This is a genomic window from Methylobacterium sp. 174MFSha1.1 (assembly GCF_900116815.1).
Classification (GTDB): Bacteria; Pseudomonadota; Alphaproteobacteria; order Rhizobiales; family Beijerinckiaceae; genus Methylobacterium.
Genome location: NZ_FPCB01000004.1, coordinates 191,840 through 217,962 on the forward strand (window position 1 = coordinate 191,840; position 26,123 = coordinate 217,962).

General features: G+C 71.9%; 26 protein-coding genes. 10 read left to right on the forward strand and 16 right to left on the reverse strand.

The genetic code is table 11. The annotated features are described in order from the left end of the window. Window positions 1-33 precede the first annotated feature (33 nt). The 7 genes from BM430_RS00900 to BM430_RS34450 all read right to left on the reverse strand — a co-directional run bounded on the left by BM430_RS00900 (window position 34) and on the right by BM430_RS34450 (window position 10,530). On the reverse strand, window positions 34-2,916 hold the full coding sequence (locus BM430_RS00900) for a putative bifunctional diguanylate cyclase/phosphodiesterase (protein WP_093564384.1): 2,883 nt from the start codon (window positions 2,914-2,916) through the stop codon (window positions 34-36). A gap of 165 nt (window positions 2,917-3,081) precedes the next feature. Further along, window positions 3,082-4,155 carry a UDP-3-O-acyl-N-acetylglucosamine deacetylase gene (locus BM430_RS00905; RefSeq protein ID WP_093564386.1) on the reverse strand — a complete coding sequence of 358 codons (1,074 nt, stop codon included), beginning with the start codon at window positions 4,153-4,155 and terminating at the stop codon, window positions 3,082-3,084. 533 nt (window positions 4,156-4,688) lie between these two features. Further along, a complete protein-coding gene (locus tag BM430_RS00915) occupies window positions 4,689-5,984 on the reverse strand; it encodes a M16 family metallopeptidase (protein ID WP_093564389.1) in 1,296 nt (431 codons plus the stop codon). Continuing rightward, on the reverse strand, window positions 5,981-7,393 hold the full coding sequence (gene thrC / locus BM430_RS00920; protein WP_093564391.1) for a threonine synthase: 1,413 nt from the start codon (window positions 7,391-7,393) through the stop codon (window positions 5,981-5,983). The genes BM430_RS00915 and thrC overlap by 4 nt, the downstream gene beginning before the upstream one ends. Before the next feature lie 80 nt (window positions 7,394-7,473). After that, complete coding sequence (locus BM430_RS00925; RefSeq protein ID WP_093564393.1) at window positions 7,474-7,890, reverse strand: DUF4864 domain-containing protein; 417 nt, start codon at window positions 7,888-7,890, stop codon at window positions 7,474-7,476. A 431-nt stretch (window positions 7,891-8,321) separates the two neighbouring features. Further along, complete coding sequence (gene pyk, locus BM430_RS00930) at window positions 8,322-9,755, reverse strand: pyruvate kinase (protein ID WP_093564395.1); 1,434 nt, start codon at window positions 9,753-9,755, stop codon at window positions 8,322-8,324. Window positions 9,756-9,780: 25 nt separating this feature from the next. Beyond that, window positions 9,781-10,530, reverse strand: coding sequence for a hypothetical protein (locus tag BM430_RS34450; protein ID WP_093564397.1), 750 nt, complete (start codon window positions 10,528-10,530; stop codon window positions 9,781-9,783). A gap of 188 nt (window positions 10,531-10,718) precedes the next feature. Here BM430_RS34450 and BM430_RS00940 point away from each other — a divergent pair, with 188 nt between their 5' ends. Continuing rightward, the gene (locus tag BM430_RS00940; protein ID WP_244539243.1) at window positions 10,719-11,123 is read left to right on the forward strand and encodes a hypothetical protein; all 405 of its coding nucleotides are present in this window, start codon (window positions 10,719-10,721) and stop codon (window positions 11,121-11,123) included. Window positions 11,124-11,281: 158 nt separating this feature from the next. Then, window positions 11,282-11,422, forward strand: a complete 141-nt coding sequence (locus tag BM430_RS34455) for a hypothetical protein (protein WP_177302878.1) — start codon at window positions 11,282-11,284, stop codon at window positions 11,420-11,422. 251 nt (window positions 11,423-11,673) lie between these two features. Here BM430_RS34455 and BM430_RS00945 read toward each other — a convergent pair whose 3' ends face one another. From BM430_RS00945 to BM430_RS00960, 4 genes are read right to left on the reverse strand one after another with little or no spacing between them, the layout of a single operon-like run. Further along, window positions 11,674-12,579, reverse strand: a complete 906-nt coding sequence (locus tag BM430_RS00945) for a VOC family protein (protein ID WP_143131909.1) — start codon at window positions 12,577-12,579, stop codon at window positions 11,674-11,676. After that, window positions 12,576-13,478 (reverse strand): SMP-30/gluconolactonase/LRE family protein, encoded by a 903-nt coding sequence (locus tag BM430_RS00950; RefSeq protein WP_093564399.1) that lies wholly within the window; start codon window positions 13,476-13,478, stop codon window positions 12,576-12,578. Before BM430_RS00950 ends, BM430_RS00945 begins: the two co-directional genes overlap by 4 nt. Window positions 13,479-13,482: 4 nt before the next feature. Continuing rightward, window positions 13,483-13,929: a cupin domain-containing protein gene (locus tag BM430_RS00955; protein WP_093564401.1), complete on the reverse strand. Its 447-nt coding sequence runs from the start codon at window positions 13,927-13,929 to the stop codon at window positions 13,483-13,485. After that, a complete protein-coding gene (locus BM430_RS00960) occupies window positions 13,926-14,396 on the reverse strand; it encodes a DoxX family protein (RefSeq protein WP_093564403.1) in 471 nt (156 codons plus the stop codon). Before BM430_RS00960 ends, BM430_RS00955 begins: the two co-directional genes overlap by 4 nt. A gap of 144 nt (window positions 14,397-14,540) precedes the next feature. Between BM430_RS00960 and BM430_RS00965 the strand changes: the two genes are divergently transcribed. Together BM430_RS00965 and BM430_RS00970 are read left to right on the forward strand one after the other, a co-directional pair. Further along, window positions 14,541-16,112 (forward strand): GMC oxidoreductase, encoded by a 1,572-nt coding sequence (locus tag BM430_RS00965; RefSeq protein WP_093564405.1) that lies wholly within the window; start codon window positions 14,541-14,543, stop codon window positions 16,110-16,112. Window positions 16,113-16,397: 285 nt separating this feature from the next. Next, on the forward strand, window positions 16,398-17,681 hold the full coding sequence (locus BM430_RS00970; protein ID WP_093564407.1) for an ArgE/DapE family deacylase: 1,284 nt from the start codon (window positions 16,398-16,400) through the stop codon (window positions 17,679-17,681). Between the two features lie 6 nt (window positions 17,682-17,687). On the opposite strand, the gene BM430_RS00975 is transcribed toward BM430_RS00970, so the two are convergent. From BM430_RS00975 to BM430_RS00990, 4 genes are all read right to left on the reverse strand, one after another. Continuing rightward, window positions 17,688-17,933 carry a hypothetical protein gene (locus BM430_RS00975; RefSeq protein ID WP_143131910.1) on the reverse strand — a complete coding sequence of 82 codons (246 nt, stop codon included), beginning with the start codon at window positions 17,931-17,933 and terminating at the stop codon, window positions 17,688-17,690. Further along, window positions 17,930-19,057 carry a hypothetical protein gene (locus BM430_RS00980; RefSeq protein ID WP_093564411.1) on the reverse strand — a complete coding sequence of 376 codons (1,128 nt, stop codon included), beginning with the start codon at window positions 19,055-19,057 and terminating at the stop codon, window positions 17,930-17,932. Before BM430_RS00980 ends, BM430_RS00975 begins: the two co-directional genes overlap by 4 nt. Then, entirely contained in the window at window positions 19,057-20,364 is a 1,308-nt protein-coding gene (locus BM430_RS00985) for an esterase/lipase family protein (protein WP_093564413.1), read from the reverse strand. Before BM430_RS00985 ends, BM430_RS00980 begins: the two co-directional genes overlap by 1 nt. A gap of 169 nt (window positions 20,365-20,533) precedes the next feature. Next, on the reverse strand, window positions 20,534-20,902 hold the full coding sequence (locus BM430_RS00990) for a hypothetical protein (RefSeq protein ID WP_093564415.1): 369 nt from the start codon (window positions 20,900-20,902) through the stop codon (window positions 20,534-20,536). A gap of 144 nt (window positions 20,903-21,046) precedes the next feature. On the opposite strand from BM430_RS00990, the gene yciA reads away from it, so the two are divergent. Genes yciA through hemW form a run of 3 tightly spaced genes read left to right on the forward strand, consistent with a single transcriptional unit; the run spans window position 21,047 to window position 23,000 of the window. Then, window positions 21,047-21,466 (forward strand): acyl-CoA thioester hydrolase YciA, encoded by a 420-nt coding sequence (yciA, locus tag BM430_RS00995; RefSeq protein WP_093564417.1) that lies wholly within the window; start codon window positions 21,047-21,049, stop codon window positions 21,464-21,466. Further along, window positions 21,463-21,789 carry a YkgJ family cysteine cluster protein gene (locus BM430_RS01000; RefSeq protein ID WP_093564419.1) on the forward strand — a complete coding sequence of 109 codons (327 nt, stop codon included), beginning with the start codon at window positions 21,463-21,465 and terminating at the stop codon, window positions 21,787-21,789. Before yciA ends, BM430_RS01000 begins: the two co-directional genes overlap by 4 nt. Before the next feature lie 47 nt (window positions 21,790-21,836). After that, window positions 21,837-23,000, forward strand: coding sequence for a radical SAM family heme chaperone HemW (gene hemW / locus BM430_RS01005; protein WP_093564421.1), 1,164 nt, complete (start codon window positions 21,837-21,839; stop codon window positions 22,998-23,000). Here the strand turns inward: hemW and BM430_RS01010 are convergent, their stop codons facing one another. Further along, complete coding sequence (locus BM430_RS01010; RefSeq protein ID WP_093564423.1) at window positions 23,001-24,212, reverse strand: penicillin-binding protein activator; 1,212 nt, start codon at window positions 24,210-24,212, stop codon at window positions 23,001-23,003. Between the two features lie 164 nt (window positions 24,213-24,376). On the opposite strand from BM430_RS01010, the gene rsmI reads away from it, so the two are divergent. The 3 genes from rsmI (at window position 24,377) to BM430_RS01025 (ending at window position 26,018) form a co-directional block, all read left to right on the forward strand. Further along, window positions 24,377-25,342 carry a 16S rRNA (cytidine(1402)-2'-O)-methyltransferase gene (gene rsmI, locus BM430_RS01015; RefSeq protein ID WP_093564739.1) on the forward strand — a complete coding sequence of 322 codons (966 nt, stop codon included), beginning with the start codon at window positions 24,377-24,379 and terminating at the stop codon, window positions 25,340-25,342. After that, entirely contained in the window at window positions 25,326-25,712 is a 387-nt protein-coding gene (locus BM430_RS01020; protein WP_093564740.1) for a YraN family protein, read from the forward strand. Before rsmI ends, BM430_RS01020 begins: the two co-directional genes overlap by 17 nt. A 90-nt stretch (window positions 25,713-25,802) precedes the next feature. Further along, window positions 25,803-26,018 carry a hypothetical protein gene (locus BM430_RS01025; protein ID WP_093564425.1) on the forward strand — a complete coding sequence of 72 codons (216 nt, stop codon included), beginning with the start codon at window positions 25,803-25,805 and terminating at the stop codon, window positions 26,016-26,018. The last annotated feature ends 105 nt before the right edge of the window (window positions 26,019-26,123 follow it).

The window sequence follows — 26,123 nt, forward strand, 5'->3', positions numbered from 1 at the left end:
TCCCCATGACACGCGATCCAGACCCGGGATCTCTCACGCCGCCTCCGGCGCCGCCCCCACCAGCTGCCGCGCCTGCAGGACCGACATCGGCTCGCCGAAGGCGAAGCCTTGCGCGTAGTCGCAGCCGATCTCGGCCAGCGCCAGGGCATCGGCTTCCGATTCGGCGCCCTCGGCGATGATCTCGAGCCCCAGCTCCTGCGCCATCCGGACGATCGAGCGCAGGATGCCGGAGCGCCCGTTCGCCATCTGGCGCACGAAGGAATGGTCGATCTTGATCGTGTCGAAGGGGAAGCGCTGCATGTAGGTCAGCGCCGAGTAGCCGGTGCCGAAATCGTCGAGGCAGAGGCCGGCGCCGAGCTCGTGGATGCGGGCCAGCATCTGGGCGGCGTATTCCGGGTTCTCCATCACCAGGGCCTCGGTCAGCTCCAGCTTGAGCGAGCCGGGGACGACGCCGGTGCGGGCGAGCACGGTCTTCACGTCGTGCAGCAGGTCGTGGCGCAGGAGCTGGCGCGAGGACAGGTTGACGGAGGCGAAGATCGGCGGCTCGACCACCAGCGCCTGCTGCCAGGCGGCGAGCTCCGCGGCGGTGCGCTCCAACGCGAAGACGCCGAGATTGACGATGAGCCCGGATTCCTCGGCGATCGGCAGGAAGACCTGGGGGGCGACGCGGCCGAGCCGCGGGTGGTCCCAGCGCAGAACGGTCTCGAACCCCGCCACGGTGCGGTCTTCGAGCCGCACGATCGGCTGGAAGAGCACCTTGATCTCGTTGCGCTCCAGCGCCCGGCGCAGGTCGCTCTCCAGCATCATCCGCTCGCCGCGGTCGGAGCGCATGGTCGGGCGATAGACCTCGATCCGGTCGCCGCCCTGGCGCTTGCCGTTGATCATGGCGAGCTCGGCGTTCTTGACCACGTCGTCGCGCTTCACCACCGCGCCCGCCTCGTGCAGGGCGACGCCGATCGAGGGCGTCAGGAAGATCTCGCGGTCGGCGTAGGTGATCGGCGTGGTGATCGCCCGGCGGATGCTGTCGGCGAAGGCGATGATCCGGTCGGGATCGCGCTCGGAGAGCAGGATGATGGCGAACTCGTCGCCGGCGACCCGCGCCAGCGTGTCCTGCGGCCGCAGCAGCCGGTTGAGGCGGCGGGAGAGCGTCAGCAGGATCGAATCGCCGGCCGAGAGCCCGATCGCGTCGTTGACCTGCTTGAACCGGTCGATGTCGACCACGAACAGCGTGGGCTTGAGGCGCGGGTCCTGGCTCGCCAGGGCCAGCGCCGCATCGAGCCGGTCGTTGAACAATTCGCGGTTGGGCAGGCCGGTGAGGTTGTCGTGGACGGCGTCGTGCAGCAGCCGCTCCTCGGCGATCTTCGCCTCGGTCACGTCCGCGATGGTGCCGACGATGCGCACCACCTCGCCGTCGGTGCCGATCACCGGGCGCGCCTTGAGGCGGAACCAGTAATACGGCCCGGCCGCCGAGCGCAGGCGGAAATCCTGGGAGATGCGGCCGCGGCGCTCCTCGATCACCGTGTCGAGGGCGGCCGAGTAGCGCTCGACGTCGAAGGGGTGGAGGAGGGAGAGCCAGTTCGCCTGCGGCCCCTCGAGCGCCCCGCGCTTGAGGCCGAGCTGCCCCTCGATCTCGGGTCCGGCGAAGACCCGGTCCCCGGGCACGTCCCAGTCGAACACCACGTCGCCGGCGCCGGTCAGCGCCAGCGCCCGCCGCTCGGTGTCGGAGACGAGGCTGTTGCCGATCCCGCCACCCGCGAAGGCGTGCTGGAGCACCGTGAAGCCGATCAGCATCACGATCAGCACCAGGCCGCCGATCAGCGCCGGCTGGACGAGGTCGTTGTGGAGCTGGCCGGTGATGGCGAAGCCCGCCGCCACCACCCAGGCCAGCAGCAGCAGCCAGGTCGGGATCAGCAGGATCGCCCGGTCGTAGCCGTTGTGGATGGCGAGGTAGACCACCAGCAGCAGCCCGACGCCCGCCACCGTGGCGACCGAGATCCGCGCCACGCCCGCCGCCACCGGCGGGTCGATGACCGCGAGTCCGACGAGTCCGGCGAGGAACAGGAGCCAGATCAGCGCGACGTGGCTGTAGCGCACGTGCCATCGGGCGAGGTTGAGATAGGCGAACAGGAATACGAGCAGCGTCGCGCCGAGCACCGCCTCGGCCGAGGCCCGGTAGATCCGCTCCGCCGCCTCGGTCACCGGGAAGATGCGCTGGAAGAACCCGAAATCGATGCACGCATAGGCCAGCACCGCCCAGGCCAAGGCCGCCGCGGCCGGGAAGATGATCGCGCCCTTGACCACGAACACGATGGTCAGGAACAGCGCCAGCAATCCGGCGATCCCGATGATGATGCCCTTGTAGAGGGTCAGCCCGGTCGCCTTCTTGCGGTAGGCGTCCTGGTCCCAGAGGTAGACCTGCGGCACGTTGGGGGTGCGGAGCTCCGCCACGAAGGTGACGGTGGTGCCGGGATCCAGCGTGATGACGAACTGGTCGGCGTCCGGGCTCTCGTCGCGCTCAGGGCGGATGCCCTGGCTCGCCGTGATCGCGGCGATGCGCGAGCCGCCGAGATCGGGCCAGACCACGCCGGAGCCGACGAGGCGGAAATGCGGGGCGACGAGGACGCGGTCGATCTGCTCGTCGGTGTCGTTGGTGAGCGCGAACACCATCCAGTCCGGCCTGGCCCCGGTCTCGCGCGCCTTCACGGCGATCCGGCGCACGATGCCGTCCTTGCCGGGGGCCGTGGAGATCTGGATCAGGTCGCCGTCGGAGCGGTAGCGCTCGATCGCCGGAGTGAGATCGATGGCCTGCGAATCGAGGGTGACGCGCACGGCCTCGACCGCGCGGGCCTCCGGCGCGGCGAGGAGCAGCCCGGCAAGGGCCGCGAGGCAGGCGAGGACGAGTGAGTACGTGCGCAAGCTTCGGCGTCTTCCGACCGGACAGGGACGGCCACGGGGCGGCTCGGGGAGGTGCCGGACCGTACTGACGCCCAAGCTTCCGAGCAAGGCGGAGGTCCTGGATCTCCCCTGTCGCCTACGAGCGCGACCGTCGTCGGGCTTCGATCGCTCCCCTTTGCGGCCAAATCAAGTTGTGCCGATCGCCGGGCGACCGGGTTCGGCGAGCGATACCACCTCCCAGCATTCCGGATGGCGCATCAGCTCGGTGAGGAACGCGAAGGTCAGCGCGTGGGTCGGGCAATTCGCCACGATGCGCCCGAGGATCGGCCGGCCGGCCAGCGCCAGGTCCCCGACGAGGTCGAGGATCTTGTGCCGCACCGGCTCGTCGGGGAAGCGCGCGCCGCCGAGCACCCGGCCGCCGAGCAGGATCGCGACCCGCCCGGGGCGGGCGCCGCGCAGCAGCGGCTCGCGGTCGCGCGGGTGCATCCGCTCCTGCGTCCCGGGGCAGATCGGGCGCCGGCATTCCGGCCGCGCGATCGTTGGCGCGAGCCCGTCGGCCCGCACGGTCTGGGACTCGAACGAGCGGGCCCAGAGTGTCTCGCGGGTCGGCGCCGGCAGGAGGGTGCGGGCGAGGCGGGTCTTGAGCAGGGTGCGCCAGATCAGCGATGCGTTGCCGAAGCTGCGGCTCGGGGCGATCTCGGCCCGGAACGTGCCCGGATCGATCGGGCCCGACCAGCGCAGCACGCCGAAGCCCGGCAGCCGGTCGGTGCTGACATCGACCTCGAAGGCGTCGGCCGGTTCAGCGCGCAGGAAGCCGTGCATTCCGTCGACTTGGAACGGTGCGCGGATGCGTAAGATTTGGCGCGGCCGGTCCTGCGGCACCCGGCCGGCAGAGTCGATCAGCTTGCACCAGCGCGCCGCCGAGCCGTCGAGGATAGGGATCTCGGTCCCCTCGACGGTGATCGCCGCATTGTCGATGCGGGAGGCCGCGAGGCCTGCCATCAGGTGCTCGATGGTGCGCAGCTTGCGTCCGCCGCCGACGGCGAGGGCGGTGCTCATCCGGCTCGCGACCCAGTCCGCCGTGCCGGCCGGCACCTCGGCCGAGGTTCCGGAGCAGCGCACCGCGAAGCGGATGCCGTGGCCGGCGGGCGCCGGAGCCAGGGTGACGCGGGCGACCCGGCCGGTATGCAGCCCGGGCCCGCGCACCGACACGCTCCGGCCCAGCGTCGCCTCGCGCCACGCGAGGCCCTCGAATCCCATGTCTCGCACCCGACCGTTCCGCCGGCCGCCCCCGGCCGTCGTGTGCTTTCCCCAAGGCGCTGACGCGGTTGTTCCGTGGGCGGGAGGGCGTGAGCCGCCGATCTCCTCGACCCCGGGACTTCGGCCGCGCAGGACCTGCCTCCGGGCGCTCGCGCGCTCGACTGCCGGTTGGTTCTACGGAGACTGGCGGGGGGCCGACACTCGACCGTTCGGCCTAGTTCGGGCGACGGGGGCGGTAGACGAGACGTCTTGCTGCGCGCAGGGCGCTGTCGGTTCGATTGTCGATTTTGGGCGGATCACTACGGAAGAAGCCGCGACGACACCCGCCTGAACCCTCCTCCCTCTGCGGGGGAGGGTGCCCGGCGGATGCCGGGCGGGAGAGGGGACGCCGCTTCCGGAAGGGTCGCGTCCGTCATGACGGACGCCCACTGGATCAGCGTCGCGCTGCCCCTCTCCCGGCCCCTGCTGACGCAGGGACCACCCTCCCCCGCAGAGGGGGGAGGGTTCATGCCGTAGCGCGCGTCAGGGCAGCATCACCCCGCCTTCAGCACCTTGCTCACCGCGTCCAGGCTCTGCAGCTTCTTGATCGGCCCGATCGCCGCGATCGTCGGCGCTCCGGCGATCAGCGCGCGGCCGGCCGCCCGGACGTCGTCGGGGGTCACCGCGTCGACCTTGGCGATCACCTCGGCGGCCGGGATCACCCGGCCCCATGCCAGCAATTGCCGCGCCGTGCGCTCGATGCGCCCGCCCGGCGTCTCCAGCGCCGAGAGCAGCGCCACCTTGAGCTGGGCCTTCGCCCGGGCGAGCTCGGCGGCATCGACCGTGTCGGCGGCCTCGCGCAGGCAGGCGAGCGTCACCTCGACGAGGCCCGGCAGGTCGGCGCCGGCGGTGCCGGCACCGATGCCGAACAGGCCGCAATCGCTGAACGGCCAGTGGAAGGCGTGGATCTCGTAGGCGAGGCCGCGGGTCTCGCGCACCTCGTGCCACAGCCGCGAGGTCAAGCCGCCGCCGAGCACCTGCGCGAACAGATGCGTGGCGTAATAGGACTCGTCCCGGAACGACAGGCCGGGCAGGCCGAGCACCAGGTTGGCCTGTTCGAGCTTTCGCGGCATCCGGCGCTCGCCGCCGCGATACTGTCCGGGCACCGAGTCGGGTGCGGATGCCGCCGGCATCGCCCCGAAGTGCTTCTCGGCCGCGGCGACGATCGCCTCGTGCTCGACAGCGCCGGCCGCCGCCAGCACCATCCGGCCGGGGGTGTATTCGCGGGCGAGGTAGGCCTCGATCGCGGCCTTGTCGAAACTCTTGATCGTCTCCGGGCGCCCGAGGATCGGCCGGCCGATCGGCTGGTCGGGGAAGGCGGCCTCGGTGAAGGCATCGTAGACGACGTCGTCGGGGGTGTCCTCGACGGCGGCGTATTCCTGCAGGATCACGCCCTTCTCGCGGGCGAGTTCGCCGGCCTCGAAGGTCGAGCGGGTCAGGATGTCTCCGAGCACGTCGAGGGCGACGTCGGCATCCTCGCCCAGCACCCGGGCGGTGTAGCTCGTCTGCTCGACGCTGGTGGCGGCGTTGATCTCGCCGCCGACATTCTCGATGTCCTCGGCGATCTGGCGGGCGGAGCGCGTCGCCGTGCCCTTGAACGCCATGTGCTCGATCAGGTGGCTGAGCCCGTGCTCCTCCGGCCGCTCGTTGCGCGAGCCGGCGCCGATCCAGACCCCGAGGGTCGCGGTGGCGACCCCGGGCATCGCCTCGGTGGCGACGGTGAGGCCGTTGGCGAGCCGCGTGATCTTGAGGTCCGGCGAGGCGCCGAGCGTCGCGAAATGCTGGTTCATGCGGCGTGTCCCAGGATGCGGGCGCGCTCGCGGATCGCCCGCTCAACGGCGCCTTCGTCGTTCGGCAGCACGGTGAAGCGTTCGCGGCGCTCCAGGAGGTCGGCGAGGTGGGGCGGCAGGGCCGGGCGGATGCCGGTCGCGGCCTCGACCGCGTCCGGGAACTTCGCCGCATGCGCGGTGGCGAGCGCCACGACGGGCGTCGCCGGATCCTCGGCCACGAGCTTGCGGGCGGCGCGCACGCCGATGGCGCTGTGGGGATCGATGATCTGGCCGGTGCCCTTGTAGACGTCGCGGATCTCGGCCACGACCTCGTCCTCGGGCACGGCGCCTGCGTCGAACTCGGCCCGGATTCGCGCGAGCGTCGCAGGGTCGAGGGTGAAGGCGCCGGACTGCTTGAGGCCGGCCATCAGCCGGTTCACCGCGGCGGCGTCGCGGTCGAGGGTCTCGAACAGCAGGCGCTCGAAGTTCGACGAGACCTGGATGTCCATCGACGGCGAAGTGGTCGGCGCCACGCCCCGGACCTCGTACGCCCCCGTCGCCAACGTGCGGGCCAGGATGTCGTTGGCGTTGGTGGCGATCATCAGCCGGCCGACCGGCAGGCCCATGCGCTTGGCGGCCCAGCCGGCGAGGATGTCGCCGAAATTGCCGGTCGGCACCGAGAACGAGACCGGGCGGTGCGGGCTGCCGAGCGCCACCGCACTGGTGAAGTAGTAGACCGCCTGCGCGGCGACCCGGGCCCAGTTGATCGAGTTGACGCCCGACAGGCGCACGTCCTCGGCGAAAAGCGGGTGCTGGAACAGCGCCTTCACGATCGCCTGGCAATCGTCGAAGGTGCCCTCGACGGCGAGGGCGTGGATGTTGTGCGCGTCGACCGTGGTCATCTGCCGGCGCTGCACCTCCGACACCCGGCCGTGGGGATACAAGATGAAGACGTCGACGTTGTCGAGGCCGCGGAACGCCTCGACGGCGGCGCTGCCGGTATCGCCCGAGGTGGCGCCGACGATCGTCGCCCGGCTGCCCTTGGCCTTGAGCGCGTGGTCCATCAGCCGGCCGAGCAGCTGCATCGCCACGTCCTTGAAGGCGAGCGTCGGGCCGTGGTGGAGTTCGAGCAGGAAGAGGTTGTCGCCGAGCTGGGTCAGCGGGCAGACCGCCGGGTGCCGAAAGGTGGCGTAGGCCTCGTCGATCATCCGGTCGAAATCGGCTTGCGCGATCTCGCCGTCGACGAGGGGCGACAGCACGGTCTTGGCGGCCTCCGCATAGGGCCGGCCCGCGAGCCCCGCGATCGTCCCGGGGGAGATCTGCGGCCAGGCCTGCGGGATGTACAGGCCGCCGTCGCGGGCGAGGCCGGCGAGCAGCGCGTCGGTGAAGGTCAGCGGCGCGGCGGCGCCGCGGGTCGAAACATGAAGCACGGTGATCAGTCCTGAGGCTGCCGCAGGCCCTACACGAATCCGGCGCGCGCGTCAGCCGTGCGTGCGTGCGGGCAGGGCGATCAGGCGCTGGCGCCCGGCGCCTTGCGCAGGCGGCAGCCGGTGATCCGCCACGCCCCGTCCGCGTCGCGCTCCAGGGTGTAGAGCGCTTCCCAGTCGGCGCCGTCCTGGTCCTGGATGCGCACCCCTTGCGCGAGGCTGCCGTCGGGCATCTCCTCGTCGGTGCCGAACTCGAAGCGGCGGTTGCGGTAGATGGCGGCGTAACCCTGCCGCACCATGCCGATGAAGGTCTCGGGGCTCGTGAAGATCGACCGGATCGCGGGGGCCGCCTCGGCATAGGCGGCGGCCGCATCGTCGTGCCGGAACGCGTCCTGCTGGCGCAGGATGACTGCACGCACCGCATCCTGGTCGCCGCTGCCGGCGGCGAGCGCGCCCTGGCCGACGGCCAGCAGGGTCATCAGGGCGACGAGGGTGCGCATGGGCTTCAGCCCTCCCGGGACGATCGGGCTCGTCCGGATGCCGCAGCGTAGCAGGCCGATCCGATGCGCACAACTTGACGTCGTCCGAACCTTTTGGGGGTGACGGAGGGTCGCGGGAGCGGCATGCCTCCATCGTCGCCCGCCCCTTTCCCGGACGACTGCAGCGAAGCGGAAGGAGATCCGGGATTCAGCATAAGAAGTCGCGAAGCGTCCGCTCGTCTGCAACGTTGCAGCATACAGAGCCGCTTCGCGGCACATATCCCCTGGATCCCGGATCTCCCTCCGCTTCGCTACAGTCGTCCGGGAAAGGGTACGGAGCAGCGATGTCCGTGACGGGGCATGATCCCACCTGCAACCCCAGGGTAAGGCTGCAGGTGGAAGCAGAGAACGTCGTGCAAAGGATGCCGATGCTCTCGTATGAAGCCGGACGCCTACACCCCGCTCGCCTTCCGCCCCAGCTCGACCACCCGCAGGTTGTTGGTGGTGCCGGCCCGGCCGAACGGGATGCCGGCCACCGCCACCACGAGGTCGGGCGCCTGCGCGAAGCCTTCCTGGGCCGCGACCTCCGCGGCGCGGTCGACCATCGCCTCGTAGGAGTCGATCTCCGGGCCGAGCACGGAATGCGCCCCCCAGTACAGGCTGAGGCGGCGCGACACCGCCGTGTCGGAGGTGGCGGCGAGGATCGGCACGTTGGGGCGCTTGCGGGCGATGCGGGCGGCGGTGGTGCCGCTCGACGTGAAGGCGACGATCGCCGCCGCCTCGATCGCGTCGGCGAGGGTCGCGGCCGCGGCCGCCACGGCGTGGGGAGGGCTGTCCTCGACCTCCGGCTCGCTCGCGCGCACCAGCGAGCGGTAGAGCCGGTGCTGCTCGGTGCGGCGGATGATCCGGTCCATGATCGAGACCGCCTCGATCGGGTACCGCCCCGCCGCGGACTCGGCCGAGAGCATCACCGCGTCGGCGCCGTCATAGACGGCGGTCGCGACGTCCGAGGCCTCCGCCCGGGTCGGCGAGGGCGCCGAGACCATCGATTCGAGCATCTGCGTCGCGACGATCACCGGCTTCACCGCGTGGCGGCAGGCCCGCACCAGCTCCTTCTGGCGCCCCGGCACGTCCTCCGGCGGCAGTTCCACGCCGAGATCGCCGCGGGCCACCATGATCCCGTCGGCGATGCGGATGATGTCCTCGATGTGATCGAGCGCCGACGGCTTCTCGATCTTGGCGATCAGACCGGCCCGGCCGGCGATCAGGCCGCGCGCCTCCATCACGTCGGAGGGGGTCTGGACGAAGGAGAGCGCCACCCAGTCGACCCCGAGCGAGAGCCCGAAATCGAGGTCGCGCCGGTCCTTCTCGGTCAGCGGCGAGAGGGCCAGCACCGTGCCGGGCAGGTTGACGCCCTTGCGGTCGGAGATCGGCCCGCCCACCACCACGTCGGCGTCGATCGCCGCGTCGTCGACGCCGACGACCCGCACCCGGACCCGGCCGTCGTCGATGAGCAGCTCCTGGCCGGGCGCCACCGCGGCGAAGATCTCCGGATGGGGCAGGGGGATCGCGTCGGTGCCGCCCTCCCGGCCCTCGCGCACGAAGCGGATCCTGTCGCCGGTGGCAAGCTCCGCCTTGCCGCCCCGCAGGGTGCCGATGCGGATCTTCGGCCCCTGCAGGTCCTGCAGGATGCCGATCGGCCGGCCGGTTTCCTGTTCGAGCGCCCGGATCGCGGCGTGGACCTTGGCGTGGTCGTCGTGAGTGCCGTGGGAGAAGTTGAGCCGGAAGGTGTCGACCCCGGCGAGAAAGAGGGCCTTCAGCCGCTCCGGCGTGTTGCTGGCCGGGCCGACGGTGGCGACGATCTTGGCGTGGCGGTGGCGGCGCATGGGGGTCGCTCCTTGCTGATCCGGGTCAGGGCTTGGTGCGGCGATAGACATTGGCGAAGGTGACGTTCAGGCCGCCGCAGGCGCTGTTGTCCTCGGCGAGCAGGAACGGGGACAGCAGCTGCAGGCGCAGGCGGCAATCGGTCGGCGCGCCGGCCGTGAAGGGAAGCGTGCCCTTGTCCCCCATCGTGAAGGCGAGGGTGTGACCGCTCGGCGCCGCCTCGCCCGCGACGCTGCCCATGTTGACGGCGCCGCGGCGGACCCGGTCGGGATCGAGGGTGCCGTAGGTCGCGTCGCCCTCGACCGCAAGGGTGCCGGCGGTCTTCCCCGGACGGATCCTGATCGTCTGCTCCGGCGCCGTCCAGGTGCCGGTCCAGTCTTTCGGCGCCGGCGCCGGCGGGGTCGGCTCCCGCGCCACCGCGTTCTCCGGCAGCCAGCCGGCGCGGACCGCGCCCTTCTGCCCGACGTAGGTGGCGCAGACGAAGCCCGGCACGGTGCCGCCGAGGATCACGGTGTTGCCCGGCACCAGGAAGGCCTTCTCGCGGCAGGCCGGATCGGCCCCGGGGCAGCCCTTGCGGCCGGATGCGCCCTGTACGAACGGCACCCGCGCCTCGCCGGGCTTGATCGTGCCGAGGCTCGGACCGGAGCCGGCCCCGAGCGAACCGTAATCGTAGCAATCGCCCTCGGCGGCGAGCGCGCTTCCTGCGCCCGCGAACCAGGCCAGCGCGATCAGCCTCGAAACGATTCGCTCCCGGCCGCGCCGTGTCCCGCCCCGCATCGTCGAAATTCCTTGGCCGTTGCCTCACCGCCGCGGAAGCTAGGGCATCTTGGACCAAAGGAGCACCCGTCGACTCCCGAATAGCATCGCCTGCCGCAACGCCGTGCTCTTGACGGCGGTTATGCTGCATCGCACCCTGTCGCTCGCTAACCATTCGGCGACACGACGTCAGGGGGGTATCGACGGTCATGCTGTTCCAGCCGCCCGTCTTCGAGACGATCTTCCGCATCCCCGTCGAGCATCGCCTGGTGATCCGGGGCTCGCGCAGCCGCGGCGCCCCGACCGACGGCGTGTGCTGGTACCACGACGAGTTCGACGCCGCCGGCACGCTCGTCGCCCGCTACGAGACCTACGACGAGAACGACGACGACGGCCGGGAGCGCTGCGGCTGGCGCCGCTACGACGCCGCCGGCCGGCTCGTGGCGCGCCACGAGGTGGCGATGCGCTGGTCGGGCCTCGTCGCCCTGAAGCAGTCGCGCCGCGGCGCCGAGCTCGCGCTGCAGCGCCACAGCGGGCACGGCACCCCCGCGCCGCTCGCTCGCCGGGCCCAGCCCGCCGGATCCTGGCGGCCCGACATCGTCCCGGCCGCTTGACCCCGGGGACAAGCCGCGGTCACGATCGCCCCATGACCTTCCCGCGTCCCGTCGCGCTGCCGCGCCGAATTAACCTCCCGGCCTGATCCGTCGGGCCGGGTTTCGGCTGTCTGCATCCCCGTGACGCTCACAACGCGGCCGGGACGCATGAATTCACCGTGAGCGACGAGGAGTTCGACCTGTTCACGCGCTACTTCGTGCCGCCGGCGGAAGAGGAGGGGTTCACGGTGGTGCGGCATCGGCAGGTCGAGGAGGGAGGTCGGCGTGAGCCGTTGAGCGGAGACGCGTGCCTGTTCTGACACGTGTGTCAGCTCGATCGACGGTAATGTTGCTCTCCTGGTCATCCCGGGGCCGCGAAGCGGAACCCGGGATCCATAACCGCTGACGCTCCAGGATGAAGAGGGACGCGATCCACCTCATTGTCTCCCGCCAGCGGTTATGGATCCCGGGTTCTCGCTTGCAGCGAGCCCCGGGATGACACGGAGAATATTCGGTCTATCGCGACTGCGATTGACGCGCCTTGGATCTCCACAGGTGATCGGCTAGTTTTCTATTCCACCGTCAGCCACACCAGATGCCCGTCCGGGTCGCGCAGCAGCGCATCCGCACCGCCGCCTGGCTGCGGGCCGACTCCGCCCGAGATCAATCGCCCGGCATGGGCTGCGCAGGCCGCCGCCAGAGCCCCCTCATCCGCCATCGCGATCACCAGCCGGGTCGCCGCGACGTCGTTCATCGCGAGGTCGGAGGTCGGACGGGGGAGGTCTCCGCGGTAGCACAGCAGCTCGACATGCGGCGGCCGCCCGTCCGGGAAGCCGAGACCCGTCACCTCGACCGTCGGGTCGGCGACGGCGTCGAGGTGGGCCTGTTCCGGTCCGGTATTGAGCGAGCGCGACGCGACGCGAAGCCCGAGCGACTCGTAGAACGCGACGCTGCGGGCGGTGTCGGCGACCGAGATCGCCGAGTGGTCGAGGCCGAGGCAGGGACCGGCCGCATCCGGCCGCCGCCACGCCTCGGGCGTCGCCGCGGGCGGAAAGGCCAGGAATTCGAGGGGATGGCCCTCGGGGTCGCGGAACTTGAACGCGGTCACGCCGCCGGACGAGTCGGGCAGCCGCACCGGCCCGTCGGTCGAGATCGGGTGCCAGCCCGGATGGGCCGACAGGCGGGCATGAGCCGCCGCCATGTCGGACAAGATGATGGCGCAGTGCTGGAACAGCGGACTGAAACCCGGCACGTCGCCCGGATAGGGCCGGCCCGGCGGCGTCGCCGCGACGAGGTCGAGGCGCTGGTCGCCGAGGCGAAGCGGTACGATCCGTACCCCGGCCACGCCCGAATCCGGCGGCGCCTCGGCATCGGTGAAGGCCAAAGCCATGCGGTAGAAGTCCGCCAGCGCGTCCGGATCGCCTGAGACGAGGACGATGCGGGCGAGGCGCAGGGCCCGAGGGGCAGGCGCCGTCACGGCGTCTGCACCCCGCGCCTGTCGAGGAAGATGGAATAGAGCGTGTGCGAGCCGCCGATGAACAGGCGGTTCTTGGTCGGCCCGCCGAAGGTGATGTTCGAGACCGTGTAGGGCACCAGGATCTTGCCCATCAGCTTGCCCTCGGGGCTGAGGCAATGCACGCCGTCGCCGGCGCTCGACCAGACGTTGCCGTCCTCGTCGACCCGCATCCCGTCGCAATAGCCCGGCTCTATCTTATGAAAGATGTCGCCCCCCGACAGCGCGCCGTCGGGCGCGACGTCGAAGACCCGGATGTACTGGCGCGGGTTCGGCTTCGACTGGTCGCCGGTCTCCGCCACGTAGAGCCGGCGCTCGTCGGGCGAGAAGGCGAGGCCGTTCGGACCGTCGAAATCGCCGGCCATCACCTGGATCTCGTTCGTCGCCGGATCGAAGCGGTAGAGCGCCGGCGGCTGCTCGGAGGTCTGGCGTCCGCCCTCGTAGTCGTTCGCGATGCCGTAGACCGGATCGCTGAACCAGATCGTGCCGTCGGACTTCACCACCACGTCGTTCGGGGAGTTCAGCCGCTTCCCGGCATGGCGCTCGACCAGCGTCGTGACCGTGCCGTCGTACTCGGTGCGATACAGGCAGCGGCCGCGATGCGAGCAGGCGATCAGCCGGCCCTGCCGGTCGCGGGTCTGGCCGTTGGCGTAGTTCGAGGGCGCGCGGTAGACCGAGAAGCCGGCCCCCTCGATCCACCGCATCGTGCGGTTGCGCGGTAGGTCCTGGAACAGCAGGCAATCGGCGTCACCCATCCAGACCGGGCCCTCGATCCAGCGAAAGCCGGAGCCGAGCATCTCGAGCGGCGCGTTGCCCAGGATGTAGTGCTTGAAGCGCTCGTCATGAATCTCGAACCCGTCCATGGCGTCACCGGAACCGGCAGGCCGCGCCCGTCGTCGGGGGCGAATCATACTGGACGATCATCAGCACCGCCGGCTCGTCCCCGATCGTGCCGGAGCGGTGGCCCTTCTTGCCGTCGACCTCGCGGACATTCTGGTCCTCGCCGAACGAGATCTCGCCCGGACCCATCTCGACCCGCGTGCCGTCCATCGATTCGACGAACCAGCGGCCCGAGAGCGGGATGATCCATTGCGGCTTCGGGTTCGGGTGCCAGTCTCCGGTCCAGCCGACCGGCTGCACGGTGACGAAGACCGTGGCGCCGTCATGGGTCTTCTGCCCCTGCCATTGCGGCGGGGCCGGCGGCGACATCGACTTCTCCTCGAACTCGGTGAAGGCGCACCGGGTCTGGTGGCTGATCCCGTCCGCGTCGGCCCAGAGGTGCCAGTAGGGGATCTTGGGCTTGTCGTCGCTCATCGGGCGGTCTCGCTGACGCTGTAGGGCTTCGACGAGGCGAAGGGGTCGGAGAAAAAGGTCTCGACGGTGCTCGCCCCGGTGCCGAAGGTGACGAGCAGAAACCCGCCGGCGAGCGCGAGGTTCTTCCAGAAATCCCAGAAAAGCTCGCGCCCCTTGCCGCCGGACCAGAAATCGCCCGGCTTCCAGAACTGCTTCCACAGGAGCGCGGTGACGCCGCAATAGCCGGCGAGCACGAAGGCGGCGAAGCGGTCGGCGATGCCGGTGAGGATGCCGAGGGACATCACGATCTCGACGAACAGGCCGGCAAGGATCAGCGCCGTGGCGGGTGCGGTGGCGTGCACCGCCTGTTTCGCCTGGCCGACCGCGCCGCGGAAGTTGAGGATCTTGTCGAGGGCGCTGAATGGCAGGAACAGCATCACCAGGAGGAGCCGGACCCCGAAGGCGACTGCGATGCTGAAGCTGGCCATCGATCCGGAACCCCGCTGCCTTCGTTTCGCACTGCGAAAAGCTAACTGGAGCGGGTCGACGTTCGCGCCAGCCCCGCCATATCCGCCTCGCGCGATCGAGCGGCCCGGATCATCCCGCGCCGGCCGCAGGAGGGACGACCGCCGATGAGCGAGAACCGGCACTACGACGTCGTCATCATCGGCTCGGGGCCGGGCGGCGGCACCATGGCGTGGCGGCTGGCCCAGACCGGCAAGCGCATCCTGCTGCTCGAGCGCGGCGACTACCTGCCCCGCGAGCGGGAGAACTGGGACAGCCAGGCGGTCTTCGTCGAGGCGCGCTACCAGGCGCCGGAGACGTGGTACGGCGCCGACGGCTCCAGCTTCCATCCCGGCCTGCACTACTTCGTCGGCGGCAACAGCAAGGTCTACGGCTCGGTCCTGCTCCGCCTGCGCGAGAAGGACTTTTTTGAGATCCGCCACCCGGACGGGATCTCGCCGGAATGGCCGGTGAAGTACGACGTGTTCGAGCCCTACTACCAGGCGGCGGAGGAACTCTACTCCGTCCACGGCCTGCGCGGCGAGGACCCGACCGAGCCGCCCGCCCCAAAACCCTACGCCTACCCGCCGATCACCCACGAACCCCGGATCCAGGAGCTGTTCGACGGTCTGAAGCGCGAGGGCCACCACCCGTTCCACCTGCCGGTGGGCGTGCGGCTGGAGGAGCGGGACGGCAAGCCGCTGCCGCACTCGGCCTGCATCCGCTGCGACGCCTTCGACGGCTATCCCTGCATCACCAACGGCAAGGCCGACGCGCAGATCGTCTGCGTCGACCCGGCGCTGGCGGCGCATGACAACCTCACCCTGATGACGAATTCCTATGTCGACCGGCTGCTGACCGACCCGTCCGGGCGGACGGTGACCGGCGTCGAGGTCAGGCGCGGCGGCGCGACCGAGACCTTCACCGGCGACATCGTCGTGGCGGCCTGCGGCGCCCTGTCCTCGGCGCTGCTGCTGCTACGCTCCGCCAGCGACGCCCACCCGCACGGGCTGGCGAACCGCTCGGGGCAGGTCGGCCGCAACTACATGCGGCACAACAACTCGACGGTGCTGGCGATCTCCCGCACCCCGAACCCGACCAAGTTCCAGAAGACGCTCGGCCTCAACGACTTCTACTTCGGCGCCGACGACTGGGAGTTCCCGCTGGGCCACATCCAGATGGTCGGCAAGTCGGACGGCACGCAGATCCACGGCGAGGGCCTGCCCGGCTTCCTGCAATGGTTCCCGGAGAAGCCGTTCGACTGGCTCGCCAAGCACTCGCTGGATTTCTGGCTCACCACCGAGGACCTGCCGATCCCGGGGAACCGGATCTTCTACGACGGCGACAAGGTGCGGCTCGACTTGCAGCAGACCAACGAGGAGGCGCTGCACCGGCTCAAGGCCAAGCTGCGCGACCTGTGCGCGAAGCTCGACATCCATCCGCACCTGTTCGATCGCTCGCTCTACCTCGGCAAGGACGTGCCGATCGGCGGCACCGCCCACCAGGCCGGGACTTTGCGCTTCGGTCCCGACCCGGCGACCGCGGTCCTCGACCTCGACTGCAAGGCGCACGAGCTCGACAACCTCTACGTGACCGATGCGAGCTTCTTCCCGTCGATCGGCGCCGTGAACCCGACGCTGACGATCATCGCCAACTCGCTGCGCGTGGCGGACCACATCATCGGGCGGTTGGGGGCGTGATACTCTCAACCCCATTCCCGGACGACTGGAACGAAGTGGAAGGAGATCCGGGATCCAGCGCAAAAAGCCGTGAAGCGTCCGTGTGTCTGCAACGGCGCAACTATGGAGCCGCTTCGCGGCACTTCCTCCGCTGGATCCCGGATCTCCTTCCGCTTCGCTTCAGTCGTCCGGGAAAGGGTGGGGAGGCTGATGTCATTGCAGCGCGCAAGCCCCTACGCCTCCAGCGCATAGATGCTGCACCCCCTCACGGGCTATGACGGGAACGCCGCCTTTACGGAGCCCCCGATGCCCCTGGACCCCGCCCTGCGCGACCGCATCATCACGGCCGTCGCCGACGGTTTCTCCGATCAGATCGCCCATACCCAGGCGCTGATCCGCTTCCCCTCGACCCGCGGGCAGGAGCAGGCGATCCAGGATTTCGTGTTCCGTGAGTATCGCGAACGCGGCTACGCCATGGACCGCTTCGCGATGGACCGGGAGCGGATCGAGGCGCATCCGGGCGGAGCAAAATTCAGTCCCGAGCATTCCGAGGCACCGATCGTCGTCGGCATCCACCGGCCGCGGGAGGAGACGGGGCGCTCGCTGATCCTCCAGGCCCATGTCGACGTGGTGCCCGCCGGCCCCGCCGACCTCTGGACCCACCCGCCCTTCGAGCCGGTGGTGGAGGGCGACTGGCTCTACGGCCGCGGCGGCGCCGACATGAAGGCGGGCCACGCCGCCAACCTGTACGCCCTCGACGCGCTCCGCCGCATCGGGCTCCAGCCCGCCGCCACCGTGACGCTGCAATCGGTGGTGGAAGAGGAATCGACCGGCAACGGCGCCCTGATGACCCACCTGCGCGGCTACCGCGCCGACGCGGTGCTGATCCCCGAGCCCGAGGAGGAGATGCTGGTGCGCGCCAATACCGGCGTCCTGTGGTTCCGGGTCGAGGTCCGGGGCCGGCCGGTCCACGTGCGCGAGATGGGCACGGGCGCCAACGCCATCGACGCCGCCTACCGGGTGATCGGGGCGTTGCGCGGGATCGAGGCGCGCTGGAACGAGGACAAGGCCGGGCGCCCGCATTTCGAGGGCGAGGCGCACCCGATCAACCTCAATATCGGGCGGATCGAGGGCGGCGACTGGGCCTCCTCGGTGCCGGCCTGGTGCCGGATCGATTGCCGCATCGCGATCTATCCGGGCACCAGCGCGGCGGAGGCCGCCCGCGAGATCGAGGCGGCGGTGGCCGCCTTCGCCCGCGACGACGCGTTTCTCTCGAACAGCCCGCCGAGCGTCACCTTCCACGGCTTCTTCGCGGAAGGCTACGTGCTCGACGAGGGCTCGGAGGCCGAGGCCGTGCTCGGCCGGGCGCACGAGGCGGCCACCGGCCGCGCGCTGAAGAGCTTCATGACCGCGGGCTACCTCGATACTCGCGTCCACGCCCTCTACGACCGGGTGCCGGCGCTCTGCTACGGCCCTAAGAGCGAGAACATCCACGGCTTCGACGAGCGGGTGAGCCTCGCCTCGTTGAAGCGCATCACCACCGCGATGGCGCTGTTCGTCGCCGAGTGGTGCGGGACGGAGAGCGCCTGACGCACCCTACCAGCGCCCGGCCCGGGGCGGGCGGGCGCCCTCGTAGGTCACCGGCAGGCCGCCGAACGTCTCCGGCCGGCTCGCCGGCCGGGCGCCGGGGGAGAGCCGCACCACCAGGGACTCGCCGGCCTCGCCGCGCCGGCGCGTCACCGTGGCTTGGCCCGGCGGCAGCCCGAGATGGTCGAGGAGCGCGCGGCGCAGGGCGACCGAGGCTCGCTCCGCCGGATCCCGCACCATCTCGACCATCGTCACGCCTCGCTCGTCCCGTGGCCGGAGACCAGGGTCATGCCGAGATCGTCAAGGATCGGTTTCAGCGGCAGCATGTAGCTCTCCTCGGCGCCGCGCCCCGAGAAGACAATGCCGACCGCCCGCCGGGCGGTTCCCGTCCCGGCGGTGACGAGAGCGCCGGAATCGCCGGCGAGCGCGAACGGCCCGCCCTCGCCGCGCACCACGTAGACCGGCTCGAAGAAGACCTGGCCGCGGAACTCCGCGTCCTCCTCCGCCGAGTGGTAGATCGTGGTGCGGTAGCTCACCGGGAACGGGCCGACGATCTGCGACTCGATCACCCCGCGGGTCAGGCCCGTGCTGCGGCCGACCTTCTCGACCACCGCCTCCTCCATCGGCTCGGCCGCCGCTGCCGGCGTGTCGTGGTGGCCGCCCTGGCTCGACGACAGGGCGTCGGGATCGCTCAGGCGGAACACCGCCGCGTCGCGGTTGCGGCCCGGCGCCACGCTCGCGGGGTCGCCCGGCACCAGCGCCAGGGCGCGGGCGTGGTGGCCGAGCGTGCGCGGGTCGGGCAGGCCGGCGCCGACATCTTTGATGCCGGGGCCGACGACCGGCGCGCCGGGCCGGGCGTTCGAGCAGCCGCCGGTGACGTGGTTGGCCGAGAGGCCGTAGAGCACGCCGCCGGCGTCCCGCACGAGGCAGCCGAGGGTGCCGGCCTCGCGCACGTTGCCGAGGCTGATCGAGCTGCCGCACGGGTAGCGCCCGGCGAGGCCGGCCTGCGGCAGCGGCGCCGCCAGCGCGGCCGGCATCGCGGCGTCGAGCACCGGGGGCTTGGCGACCCGGAACAGGAGTTCGCCCGTGCCCTTGAAGCTCTCCGCCGCCTGCGCGCCCTCCGCGGCGGTCAGCGGGCGGGCGGTGTAGATCACCACCGCGCCGTCCTCGCCCCGGCCCGGGTTCATGCCCACCGCCACGATCGGCTTGCGGGTGAAGGCGGGGACCGCGGCCTCGGCGAAGGCGGTCGTCGCCATCGCGATCTCCGGCCCGCCGGCGATCGGCAGCCGGCCGGCATGGAGCAGCCGGTTGCCCTCGGCCCAGGCCCGCACCGCGAGCGCCCGCTCGCGCAGTGCACGGATCCGTCGATCGGCCGCCATCAGACCGCCCGGCTCACCGCGAAGGCCGGCGCGTCGTCCGGGCCGGTGGCGTGGGAGCCGGCGAAGACCAGCCGGTACTGGCCCGGGACCGTCGGCGCCCGGAGCTTGAGCCGCAGCGCCGTGACCCGCGGACCGTCGTAGCGGACCGGCTGCGGCGGGCTCGCCGGCGCCTCCGGCCCGGTGGCGGCCGAGCCGCGCACCGCCACCGTGCCGTCGATCCGCCGGGCCGGGTTGAGCGGCACGACCAGCACGTCGATCTCGGCGTTGGGCGCGTAGGTGAAGGCGTCGACGGAGAGGCGCAGCCGCGGCGCCTCATCGTCGCTGGCGAACGGCACCGCCGGCAGGTGCGTGTCGAACAGGCGGTACAGCGTGGTCCGGAACCGGTCGTCGGTGAAGAAGCCGGCGTGGTCGCCCGGGGTGACGTCGTTCTGGGCGCTGCCGGGCACCGCGCTCCACAGCGGCACCGTCCCGTCGCCGGCCTCCTCCGCCGCGATCATCCGCAGGCGGGGGCCCGCCGCCTCGACGCGCAGGCAGGTCGCGTGCCCCGAGGCACCGAGATGGACCGTGCGCAGGTGGGCCGGCCGCGACCCGGCGGCGAGGCGCCGGTGCGTCGCCTCGGCGACAGCCAGGTTCGCGGGGGCGAGCCCGAGCGTGGCGGCGACCGCCGCGTCGTAGAGGTCGAGCGGGTCGGTGGCGTCGCGGCGGGTGTTCCACAGCGCCTGCTGCCCCGGGGCCGGGAGGAGCTGGTAGAGCGCCGGGTAGCGCGGATCGGCCGCGATCGTGCGCAGGTCGTCGGGCGCGAGGCCGAGCGTGCCCTCGAGGCCGAGAGCCCGGGCGAGCGCCAGCGGCGCGCCGAGCTGCGGCACGGCGAGGAGCAGCAGGTCCGCGACCTTGGCGAGCCAGGGCGCGCCAGCCTGCGCCGGGTCCTCGACGGCGAGCCGTGCCACGAGGCCGCCCATCGAGTGCGCGACCAGGCTCACCCGGGTCGCCCCCTGCGCCACCGCCTCGGCGATGCGCCGCGCCAGGGCGGCGGCGGTTTCGCGGATGTCGCGGCGCCAGTCATACGCGAAGGGAATGACGGTACCCCCCGGCCCCGCCAGGGTCGCCAGATCGGCGAGCAGGGGGCCGTAGACCGGACGCAGGCAGACCCGGTCGATCACCTCGGTCGCGACCACCGCGGGATCGACGAGCTTGCCGACGCGGCCGTAGCCGAGGGTGATCTCCGCCAGGGTCGGCGGCCATACCTCCTCGGTGCCGAGGCTGAGGCGCGACCCGAGGATGCCGGGGATGAAGATGACGACGTGCATGGCCCTCTTCCGGAACGCCTCCGGGGCCCAGGACGGCCCCGGTCCGCCGCATCATCGCGCGAAACTGCCCCGCGGGCAGCACCGTCTTTCGGGAATGTGTTTTCCGCGCTCCCGGCCCGCGCCGGGGGATCCGGGGAGCGGCGTCGGCCGCCCGCTCCCCGGGAGCGGCTCAATCGAAGCTGCGCTTGGCGCCCGACCCGCCGAGGCTGATCTTGCGGGCCTGGGGCGCCGCCGGGGCGGCCTGGACGGGCTTGGGCGGCGGCAGGTGGGCCTGACCGTGGACCACGGCGCCGATCTCGCCGAGCGCCTTCACCAGGTCGTCCTTGCCGCAGGTGCGGGCGACGACGAGGCCGAGCTTGTGGGTGTGGCTCTTGGCGTAGAGGTAGCCCGCGAGCTTGGCACGGGTCTCCACCGGCAGGGCGTCGAGGAGGTCCGGCAGGTCCTCCGGCTCGGCCCGGTAGATCTCCCCGAGGGTCGCGAGGGGAACCGGGCAGTCGCGGTCGGCTTCGGCGCCGCTGGTGGGATGGCCCTGGATCATGATGCGTCCTCCGGCTGATGGCGTGGCGCCGAAACTAGGGCCGTCGGCGGAGGGAAGAAACCGCAGGGGCCGCGAATCGGGGCGCTCGCGCTCCGGCGCCTCGATGCCCTATGCTCGCGCGGGAGACCAGGGGGCGTCATCATCATGACAACGGACACGGCGAGCGACGCGGCACGGCCGCAGGGCGAACTGACGGTGCGGACCATCGCCATGCCGGCCGACACCAACGCCAACGGCGACATCTTCGGCGGCTGGGTGATGTCGCAGATGGACCAGGCCGGCGGCATCGCCGGGGTCGAGCGGGCGCAGGGCCGCGTCGTCACGGTCGCGGTCGAGGGCATGACCTTCCTGCGCCCGGTCCGGGTCGGCGACGTGCTCTGCGTCTACACCCACGTGGTGTCGACCGGACGCACCTCGATGCGGCTCCAGATCGAGGCCTGGGCCCGCCGATTCCGGACCCAGACCCGCGAGAAGGTGACGGAGGGGGTGTTCACCTTCGTGGCGATCGACGACGACGGCCGTCCCCGCCCGATCCCGCCCGCGGCGCCGGGCCTGTCGCCGTGAGCCCGGCTCACGCCGACCCAGCCCCCTTCGCGGGCCAAGGTTTCTCTTGCCAGGAATGCGGGGCCTGCTGCGCCTACTCGGCGGAGTGGCCCCGCTTCAGCATCGAGGACGATGCCGACATCGCCCGGATCCCGGAGATCTACGTCGACGATCCGGCCGGGCGGATGCGCTGCGAGGGCGAGCGCTGCTCCGCCCTCGACGGCCGGGTCGGCGAGCGCGTGGCGTGCAAGGTCTACGCGGTCCGCCCCGAGGTCTGCCGCACCTGCGAGCCGGGCGACCCGGAATGCCTGATCGCCCGGCGGCATCACGGCCTGCCGGTGTAGGGCCGCAGCCCCTTGCATCGCAGGCGCAGGGGCGGCACATCCGCCGGATGATCGATCATCCGACCCGGGACGTCGGCTTCGGGGTCTACCTGCACTGGCCCTTCTGCGCCGCGAAGTGCCCCTATTGCGACTTCAACAGCCATGTCCGCCACGGGCGCCTCGACCAGGCGCGGTGGCGGGCCGCCTTCGCGCGGGAGATCGCCCACGCGGCCTCGCTCGCGCCCGGGCGGACGGTCACCAGCATCTTCCTCGGCGGCGGCACGCCCTCGCTGATGGAGCCCGGGACGGTGGGGGCGCTCCTGGACGCGGTGGCGGGCGCCTGGAGCGTGGCGCCGGACGTCGAGGTGACGCTGGAAGCCAACCCCACCAGCGTCGAGGCCGGCCGCTTCCGCGGCTACCGGGCAGCGGGGGTCAACCGCGTCTCGCTCGGGGTCCAGGCCCTCGACGACCCCTCGCTGAAGAAGCTCGGCCGGCTACACAGCACCGCGGAGGCGATGCGGGCGGTCGAGACCGCCGCCGCGCATTTCGAGCGCTATTCCTTCGATCTGATCTACGCCCGTCCCGACCAGACGCCGGAGGCCTGGGCCGCGGAACTGCGCGAGGCGATCGCCCGGGCGGCGGAGCACCTGTCGCTCTACCAGCTCACCATCGAGGAGGGGACGCCGTTCTACGGGCTGGCCGCCGCCGGCAAGCTCACCGTGCCGGACGACGACACGGCGCGGATCCTCTACGACGTGACGCAGGAGGTCTGCTCAGGCGCAGGCCTGCCGGCCTACGAGATCTCGAACCACGCCCGGCCCGGCGCGGAATCGCGCCACAACCTGCTCTACTGGCGCTACGGCGAGTATGCGGGCATCGGCCCCGGCGCCCATGGCCGCCTGGTCCTGCCCGAGGGCCGCACCGGCACCTCGACCGAGCGCGACCCGGAGGCCTGGCTCGCCCGGGCCGAGGGCGAGGGGCACGGCATCGTCGAGACGGAGCGCTTGAGCGCGAGCGACCAGGCCGACGAGTTCCTGATGATGGGCCTGCGCCTGCGCGAGGGGATCGACCCCGCCCGCTACGCGGCGCTCAAGGGCCGGCCCCTCGATCCGGACCGTATCGCCGGGCTCGTCGCGGCCGGGCTGGTCGCCCGGACGCCGGATGCGCGGCTGGCGGCGACGCCGAAGGGGGCGCCTGTGCTCAACGCGGTGGTGGCGGAACTGGCGGCGTGACTACGTCCCCGACGGTCCCAGCGCCCGCGGCGCCGGGCTGACGATCGTCGCGGCGCCTCCGCGGATCTCGAACACCGCGAGCGTCCGGTCGCTGGTGCCCTCCGGGCGGAACCGGAAGGTGCCGTCGACCCCGGCGAAGCCCGAGGGGTTGGTGAGCGTCGTGTCGGCGAAGCGCTGCGATCCGTACTGGCGGTTCAGCGCCGCGGCGAGGGATACCGCGTCGTAGGAGAGGGTCGCGACCCGCACCGGGTCCGTCCCGAACCTCGCCCGGTAGCGCTGGCTGAAGCCGGTGAAGCCCGCCGGATCCGCGGCGGCGAACCAGCCGCCCTGGAAGGCCGGCAGCGCGAAGACCCGCGGGTCGTTCCACACCGCGGTGCCGACCGGCTTGACCCGGGCCGGGCTGAAGCCGGCGCGGGTCAGCGCCGCGCCGGCGGCGCCGAGGCCCTCCGGCGTATCGGGCAGGAACAGCGCGTCGGCCTGCGGCGCCGGGCCGGAGATCAGCGGGGCGAGGCGCCCGACCGAGGCGGCGGGGTTGCCGGCTGGGTAGCGCTCGATCGCCACCACGCGGCCGCCGCGGCGGGCCACCGCCTCGCGGAACTGCGCCTCGACGACGTGGCCGTAGGTCGACTCCGGGATCAGGGCGGCGAAGGAGCGCCGCCCTGCCGCCGTGGTCTCGTCGATGATCCGGTCGACCTCGGTCTGCGGCAGGAAGCTCAAGAGGTAGACGCCGCGCGCCGCGACGCTGGTATCGGTCGAGAAGGCGATCACCGGCTTGCCCGTGGGCCGCACCGTGGCGGCGGCGGATTGGACCGTGGCGGAGAAGAGCGGGCCGATCACCAGCTCCGCCCCCTCGGCGAGCGCCGCCGCGGCCGCCTCCCGGGCGCCGTCGGGCGTGCCGCGGTCGTCCTTCACCAGGATCTTCAGGTCGGGGCTCTGCGATTCCTGCAGCGCGAGGTCGGCGGCGTTGCGCAGGGCCGCACCCACGGACGCACCGGGGCCCGAGAGCGGCAGGATGAGCGCGACCTTGACGCTGCCGGCGCCGAGCGTCGCCCCGTCGCCGGACGGGACGGCCGGCGCCTCGACCGCCGGCGCCGTGCGGGTGGCGACGACCGGGCTGTCGACCCCGCCGCAGGCGGCGAGCCCGAGGAAGCCGGCGAGTGCCAGGGCGCCCCGTCCGAGACGCCTCACCTTGTCGAGGCCGATGCCCCCCATCGCCCGCTCCCCCGGTCCGGCCGCCCTGCGCCGCGAATCGGCGCCGGCAACCCGGCAGCAACATCCATGCCTCGGTGCATAAAGTCTGCCGCCGAAAAGTAAACGACCGCTCCCGTCCGCCCGGTTGTGGCGCGGCGCGACCGAGCCGTGGCATTGTGGCGGCGATGACCCAGCGCAGCGACGATTCCCGCCCACGTTCCCACGGCCGCGCGACCAGTCGGGGACCGGCCGTCTACACCGCCTTCGGCCTCGCCGCCGAGGCCGAGCCCCTGTCCCCCGGCCTGCACGTGGTGGCGACCCCGATCGGCAACCTGAAGGACGTGACCTTCCGGGCGCTCTCGACGCTCGCCGCCGCCGACGCGGTGCTGGCGGAGGATACCCGGGTCACCCGGACGCTGCTCGCCCATTACGGCATCACCACGCCGCTCCTCGCCTATCACGAGCATTCGGGGGAGGGGGTGCGCGAGCGGATGATCGCCCGCATGAGGGACGGGGAGGCCCTGGCGCTGGTCTCGGATGCCGGCACGCCTTTGGTTTCGGATCCGGGCTTCAAGCTGGTGCAGGCCGCGATCGAGGCCGGGCTCGCCGTCACGCCGATCCCCGGCCCCTCGGCGGCGATCACCGCGCTCGTCGCCGCCGGCCTGCCGACCGACCGGTTCTTCTTCGAGGGGTTCCTGCCGCAGAAGAGCGGGGCGCGGCGCAACCGGCTCGCGGTCCTCGCCGGCGTGCCCGGCACCCTGGTGCTGTTCGAGGCGCCCCACCGCCTGCCCGAGATGCTCGCCGACGCCGCGGAGGTCTTGGGCGGTACGCGCCCCGCCGCGGTGGCGCGGGAATTGACCAAGCTGTTCGAGACCGTGCGCCGCGGCGACCTCGCGGGCCTCGCCGCCGAGTACGAGAGTTCAGGCCCGCCGAAGGGCGAGGTGGTGGTGGTGATCGGCACCGCGCCCGAGGACGCGCCGGGCCCGGAACACGACGCCGACCTCGATGCCCGGATCGAGGCGGCGCTCGCCCGCCACTCGATCAAGGATGCCGCCAGCCTCGTCGCCGACGAGACCGGCCTCAAGCGGCGCGAGGTCTATGCCCGCGCCCTGGTCCTCGCCCGCCGCGCCGACGATGCCGGCGACGCCTGACGCCGCGCGCCGCCGCCTTCATCTCGCCCGCGGCCGGCGGGCCGAGCTCCTGGCGGCTTTCGCCCTCCTTCTCAAGGGTTACCGGCCGCTCGCCTGGCGCGTGTCCCTCGGCGGCGGCGAGATCGACCTGATCGTGCGGCGCGGCAGCGTGATCGCCTTCGTGGAGGTCAAGGCGCGGCCGACCCTCGACGCGGCGCAAGCCGCCATCGACGCCCGCAAGCGCCGGCTGTTCTCCCGCGCCGCCCGGGCCTGGATCGCCCGCGCGCCCTGGAGCGCCGGCCTCACGCTGCGGGCCGACGCGGTGCTCGTGGCGCCGGGCCGCTGGCCCCGCCACGTCGTCTCGGCCTTCGAACTGGAGATGGACCGTTAACCCGGATTCTCGGAATCCGTTCATCTCGCGTGCAGCGCAGCATGCTTAAGCTCGCAGTCGCGATGGCGGCCGGGAGCAGGGGGGCACGAGATGCGCAGCGGTTTCGGATGCGAGTCCTGCGGCTCGCCGGGGGTCCGGCTGCCGGCTGACCTCACCGACGACGCGATGATCCAGTGCGACGGCTGCGGCTGCACGCTGATGGCCTGGGGCGCGTTCAAGCGCCGCGTCGAGGCACAGGAGGCGGCCGACGCGCGCGAGCCGGCGGAGCGGCGGGCGGTGGGTGCGGCGCAGCGGGTCGGGCGCTGAGGCCGAGCACGATGTGAGTCAGGGCGAAGTCGGGAAGGGACCGAGCCTTCCACCTTTCCACGTCATTCCGGGGCCGCGCAGCGGAGCCCGGAATCCAGAGACACA

Coding starts and splice junctions, on each gene's coding strand:
- BM430_RS00905 (WP_093564386.1), bottom strand. CDS start 4,155: ATGGGATTCGAGGGCCTCGCGTGGCGCGAGGCGACGCTGGGCCGGAGC.
- BM430_RS00915 (WP_093564389.1), bottom strand. CDS start 5,984: ATGAACCAGCATTTCGCGACGCTCGGCGCCTCGCCGGACCTCAAGATC.
- BM430_RS00925 (WP_093564393.1), bottom strand. CDS start 7,890: ATGCGCACCCTCGTCGCCCTGATGACCCTGCTGGCCGTCGGCCAGGGC.
- pyk (WP_093564395.1), bottom strand. CDS start 9,755: ATGCGCCGCCACCGCCACGCCAAGATCGTCGCCACCGTCGGCCCGGCC.
- BM430_RS34450 (WP_093564397.1), bottom strand. CDS start 10,530: ATGCGGGGCGGGACACGGCGCGGCCGGGAGCGAATCGTTTCGAGGCTG.
- BM430_RS00940 (WP_244539243.1), top strand. CDS start 10,719: ATGCTGTTCCAGCCGCCCGTCTTCGAGACGATCTTCCGCATCCCCGTC.
- BM430_RS00950 (WP_093564399.1), bottom strand. CDS start 13,478: ATGGACGGGTTCGAGATTCATGACGAGCGCTTCAAGCACTACATCCTG.
- BM430_RS00955 (WP_093564401.1), bottom strand. CDS start 13,929: ATGAGCGACGACAAGCCCAAGATCCCCTACTGGCACCTCTGGGCCGAC.
- BM430_RS00960 (WP_093564403.1), bottom strand. CDS start 14,396: ATGGCCAGCTTCAGCATCGCAGTCGCCTTCGGGGTCCGGCTCCTCCTG.
- BM430_RS00965 (WP_093564405.1), top strand. CDS start 14,541: ATGAGCGAGAACCGGCACTACGACGTCGTCATCATCGGCTCGGGGCCG.
- BM430_RS00970 (WP_093564407.1), top strand. CDS start 16,398: ATGCCCCTGGACCCCGCCCTGCGCGACCGCATCATCACGGCCGTCGCC.
- BM430_RS00980 (WP_093564411.1), bottom strand. CDS start 19,057: ATGGCGGCCGATCGACGGATCCGTGCACTGCGCGAGCGGGCGCTCGCG.
- BM430_RS00985 (WP_093564413.1), bottom strand. CDS start 20,364: ATGCACGTCGTCATCTTCATCCCCGGCATCCTCGGGTCGCGCCTCAGC.
- BM430_RS00990 (WP_093564415.1), bottom strand. CDS start 20,902: ATGATCCAGGGCCATCCCACCAGCGGCGCCGAAGCCGACCGCGACTGC.
- yciA (WP_093564417.1), top strand. CDS start 21,047: ATGACAACGGACACGGCGAGCGACGCGGCACGGCCGCAGGGCGAACTG.
- hemW (WP_093564421.1), top strand. CDS start 21,837: ATGATCGATCATCCGACCCGGGACGTCGGCTTCGGGGTCTACCTGCAC.
- BM430_RS01010 (WP_093564423.1), bottom strand. CDS start 24,212: ATGGGGGGCATCGGCCTCGACAAGGTGAGGCGTCTCGGACGGGGCGCC.
- rsmI (WP_093564739.1), top strand. CDS start 24,377: ATGACCCAGCGCAGCGACGATTCCCGCCCACGTTCCCACGGCCGCGCG.
- BM430_RS01020 (WP_093564740.1), top strand. CDS start 25,326: ATGCCGGCGACGCCTGACGCCGCGCGCCGCCGCCTTCATCTCGCCCGC.
- BM430_RS01025 (WP_093564425.1), top strand. CDS start 25,803: ATGCGCAGCGGTTTCGGATGCGAGTCCTGCGGCTCGCCGGGGGTCCGG.